The following is a 4,270-nucleotide window of genomic DNA, read 5'->3' on the forward strand; positions in this document are numbered from 1 at the left end:
CCCGCTCGATCTACACGGAGATCCGCGAGGGCCCGCACTCGTCCAGGCGGAGGACGACCTCCGGCCCGCCCTTGTCGGGTGTGACCTCGCCGTCGGCGATCGCGCACAGGTGCTCGACACTACCGAGCCGCTGCCCCGGCGGACGATTCCCGGCAGTCGCCGGCCCTCCTCGTCATCGATCTCACGAACCCGTACACGCCCGGCCACCGATCAGCAGCCTGGCTGCCCGGTCCGGCCGCCGGCACGACGCCGCAGCCACGCCGCCTCCGCAGGCGTGAGGTTCGGGTCGGCCAGCTTGGCTTCGGTCACTTCCCGGATACGTCCCGCAGGATCGGTTCGGCAGCCCTTGCGCACGCTGTGCACCAGCAGACGTCGTCCCAGGCGGACGGCCAGTCCGGGAACCTCCGCGCTGCCGACGGTGACCATGGTCATCGCCACATCCGCAGCCGGATCACCGGCGCCCGCGTTGCGCCAGTCGATCACCACGGGGCCCCGCCGGGTCAGAAGCACGTTGCCCGGATGCAGGTCCAGGTGCAGCACCCGGTCGTCACCTGCCGTCGCGAACCGCCGGGGCAGCCACTTCGGCGCCGGCAACGCATGCAACCGGTCGTGGAGGCGGCCCAACGTCCGGCCGAGGGAGCCGACCCGCCACGGGCGCCGGGCCAGCGCATCCAGCATCGTCGGCCCGGTCAGCCGTTCCAGAACCATGTCGGTATCGGTGATCTCGTACACCTTCGGCACGGGATACCCGCAGGCCGCCAGATGTGTCATCAACCGCGCTTCCAGCTCCGTCGGTCCCCCCTGCCGATAACGCCGCAACACCCTGGACCCGTCCAGGGCATACACGTCTGCGTCCCGTCCCTGCGCGATCAACTCCATGCGGAGCAGTCTGTCCTGACGGCATGCCGGCCGCCAACAGGGCGAACGAAGCCTGCTGGAGTACGGGTGCCGCATCAGACGTCCTTTGTCCGCCCGGTGATGTGACGCAACGTTCGGACGCCGGTCCGGGCGGCGCGGCGTCGTCAGGCTGTCCGGAACGAAGCGTCGCTGTTCACCAGGTCCGGGCGGGTGGCGGTGACGCGCTGCGCCAGACCCTGCATGAGCTGTACGTCCGCGGCGGTCACAAGCTCGGTGTCCGTCATGGCGCGCCACTGTGCCAGGATCCCGCGAAGTCGTCGAACCGTTTTCCGGGGCCGCCGTCGCGGCAGCCGACAGCACAACGCGCGAAGCGCATCGCCGTGGCGGCGGAGCCGATGGCAGGCCGAGCCGTGTCCCCCGACCACGCCGGCCGACCGCGGACATCGACCGACGCGCGTCACGACCTGCGGGGCGAACGGTGCCTGCTGCGGCACTGGCTAGGGTCGCTCCATGGCCACTCCTGACTTCATCCGCACGATCCGGGCCACCGCGGGCAACCAGCTGCTGTGGCTTCCCGGGGTCACCGCCATCGTCTTCGACGACGAGGGCAGAGTGCTGCTGGGCCGCCGCTCCGACACCGGCAGGTGGTCAGTGATCGGCGGCATCCCGGAGCCGGGCGAGCAGCCGGCCGCCTGCGCCGTGCGCGAGGTCCACGAGGAGACCGCGGTGCGCTGCGTCGTGGAGCGGGTGGTCCTCGTCCAGGCGCTGAACCCCGTCACCTACGCCAACGGCGACATCTGCCAGTACATGGACATCACCTTCCGCTGCCGTGCCGTGGGCGGCCAGGCACGGGTCAACGACGACGAGTCGCTGGAGGTGGGCTGGTTCGCCGTGGACGCGCTGCCCGACCTGAACGGGTTCGGCCTGTTCCGGATCAAGCAGGCCATGTCTGATGCGCCCACATGGTTCGACCCTATGGAGTCCGGCTGAAATATAGGACGTGCCCACATGGGGGGAGGTGGGGGCCCTGCCTAGGGTCGGCGTATGACCTCGCCCAGCCACCTCCCCGCCCCCCACGCTCCCTCGCTCGACCTCGGCGGCCGTACCGCGCTCGTCACCGGCGCCGCGAGCGGCATCGGCCGCGCCTGCGCGCTGCGGCTGGCCGCCGCCGGGGCGAAGGTCAGAGCCGTCGACCGGGACGCGGCGGGCCTGGACGCGCTCGCCGAGCAGGCGGGCCCACTGGCCGACATCCTCGAACCGCGGGTCCTGGACCTCACCGACCTCGACGCCGCCGAGCGGGCGGCCGCCGGCACCGATGTGCTCGTCAACAACGCCGGGCTGCAACTGGTGCGCCCCATCGAGGAGTTCCCGCCCGAGGCCTTCCACACCGTGCTCACCGTGATGCTGGAGGCGCCGTTCCGTCTCATCCGCGGCGCCCTGCCGCACATGTACGGGCAGCGGTGGGGCCGGATCGTCAACATCTCCTCGGTCCACGGCCTGCGCGCCTCCGCCTACAAGTCGGCGTACGTGGCCGCCAAGCACGGCCTGGAGGGGCTGTCCAAGACCACCGCCCTCGAAGGCGCCCCGCACGGCGTCACCTCCAACTGCGTGAACCCCGGCTATGTGCGCACGCCCCTGGTCGAGAGGCAGCTCGCCGACCAGGCGCGGGCCCACGGCATCTCCGAGGAGCGCGTGCTGTCCGAGGTGCTGCTGCGGGACAGCGCGGTCAAACGGCTGCTCGAACCCGAGGAGGTCGCCGAGGCCGTGGCGTACCTGTGCGGTCCGCACACCTCCGCCGTCACCGGCACCTCGCTGGTGCTGGACGGCGGCTGGAGCGCGCACTGACCACCGCCCTGGTGCCCGCCCGCTCCGGAGTTTTCCACAGGCTCTCCACGAGGAGCGGGCGATGGGTGATCCTGTGAGCATGTCCAGCGATCATGTGCGGTCCACCGAGCGCCCCGCCGGCACGGGGCCGGCCACCGACGACCCGGCGAGCGGGAGCGCCGAAGCGCCCTTTCTCGAGCTGCTGGCCCGGGGCGCACCCACCGCCGCGTACGAACAGCCCGTGCTGCTCGCCCGCGCCGAGGGCCGGCCGGCCGAGTGGATCGGCGCGCTCGAACACGCCCGGCTGCTCGCGCTGCGCGTGCGCGCCGAGCTGGAAGGGCGAAGGCGGCGCGAGGCGGAGCTGTCGGCACTGTTCGAGACCGCCCACGACCTGGCCGGCCTGCGCGACCTGGACTCGGTGCTGCAGGCCATCGTGCAGCGCGCCCGCTCCCTGCTCGGCACGGACGTCGCCTACCTCACCCTCAACGACCCCGACCGCGGCGACACCTACATGCGCGTCACCGAGGGCTCGGTCGCGGCCCGTTTCCAGCAGCTGCGCCTGGGCATGGGGGAGGGGCTCGGCGGCCTGGTCGCACAGACGGCCCGCCCCTACGTCACCGACGACTACTTCAAGGACGCCCGCTTCCAGCACACCGGCACCATCGACGCGGGCGTACAGGACGAAGGCCTGATCGCCATCCTCGGGGTGCCGCTCATGCTCGGGCCGCACGTGATCGGCGTGCTGTTCGCGGCCGACCGGAGGGCCCGGATCTTCGAACGCGGGCAGATCGCGCTGCTCGGCTCCTTCGCGGCCCTCGCCGCGGCCGCCATCGACAGCGCCAACCTGCTCACCGAGACCCGCTCCGCCCTCGCCGGCCTGGAGCGGGCCAACGAGATCATCCGCGACCGCAGCGCGGTCATCGAACGTGCCTCGGACGTGCACGACCGGCTCGCCGAACTCGTCCTGCGCGGCGGCGGGGTCCACGACGTGGCCGCCGCCGTCTCCGAGGTGCTCGACGGCACCGTCGACTTCACCGAGGCCACCGCCGCGCCCGCCGACGCGCTGGAGGCATCCCGGGCCGGGGGACACGCGGTGCGGCACGGCCAGGACTGGATCGCCGCCGTCGCCGCGGGCGGCGAACTGCTCGGCGCGCTCGTGCTGCGCGGCCATCCCGGCCTCGACCCCGTCGACCAGCGCACGCTGGAGCGGGCCGCGATGGTCACCTCGCTGCTGCTGCTCGCCAGACGGTCCGCCGCCGAGGCCGAACAGCGCGTCCGCGGCGAACTGCTCGACGACCTCCTGGACGCCCGCGACCGCGACCCCCGCCTGCTGCGCGAGCGCGCCGCCCGGCTGCACGCCGACCTCGACGCCACGCACGTCGTGCTCGCCGCCCGCCTCGACGCCCCGGCCGCCGACGCCGAGCAGGAGGCCGCCGCCCGCCGCCGTCTGTGGTCCGCGGCCTCCCATCTGGCCGCCACCCGGCAGGGCCTTGCCGCCGCCCGCGACGGCGGCACGGTCCTGCTGCTGCCCCTGCGCCGCGGGGACAGCGGGACGGAGCTGGCCCGCCGCACCGCCCACCACCTCGGC

Annotated in this window: 4 protein-coding genes; 3 read left to right on the forward strand and 1 reads right to left on the reverse strand. The window is 73.1% G+C overall.

Annotation, left to right across the window (positions count from 1 at the left end; all coding sequences use genetic code 11):
- Positions 1–210: 210 nt before the first annotated feature.
- Positions 211–879, reverse strand: coding sequence for a phosphotransferase (locus tag C1I97_RS32410; RefSeq protein ID WP_111006610.1), 669 nt, complete (start codon positions 877–879; stop codon positions 211–213).
- A gap of 489 nt (positions 880–1,368) precedes the next feature.
- Here C1I97_RS32410 and C1I97_RS32420 point away from each other — a divergent pair, with 489 nt between their 5' ends.
- From C1I97_RS32420 to C1I97_RS32430, 3 genes are all read left to right on the forward strand, one after another.
- Entirely contained in the window at positions 1,369–1,848 is a 480-nt protein-coding gene (locus C1I97_RS32420; protein ID WP_111006611.1) for an NUDIX hydrolase, read from the forward strand.
- A 54-nt stretch (positions 1,849–1,902) separates the two neighbouring features.
- On the forward strand, positions 1,903–2,703 hold the full coding sequence (locus C1I97_RS32425; protein ID WP_111006612.1) for a 3-hydroxybutyrate dehydrogenase: 801 nt from the start codon (positions 1,903–1,905) through the stop codon (positions 2,701–2,703).
- Positions 2,704–2,782: 79 nt separating this feature from the next.
- Positions 2,783–4,270, forward strand: a 1,488-nt coding sequence (locus tag C1I97_RS32430) for a GAF domain-containing protein (protein WP_181447011.1), incomplete at its 3' end; no start/stop codon positions are given.

This window comes from Streptomyces sp. NTH33, from assembly GCF_003236365.1.
Taxonomy (GTDB): Bacteria; Actinomycetota; Actinomycetes; order Streptomycetales; family Streptomycetaceae; genus Streptomyces.

Excerpts from the sequence above, each read along its gene's own strand:
- C1I97_RS32410 (WP_111006610.1), bottom strand. The coding sequence starts at position 879 with ATGGAGTTGATCGCGCAGGGACGGGACGCAGACGTGTATGCCCTGGAC.
- C1I97_RS32425 (WP_111006612.1), top strand. The coding sequence starts at position 1,903 with ATGACCTCGCCCAGCCACCTCCCCGCCCCCCACGCTCCCTCGCTCGAC.
- C1I97_RS32420 (WP_111006611.1), top strand. The coding sequence starts at position 1,369 with ATGGCCACTCCTGACTTCATCCGCACGATCCGGGCCACCGCGGGCAAC.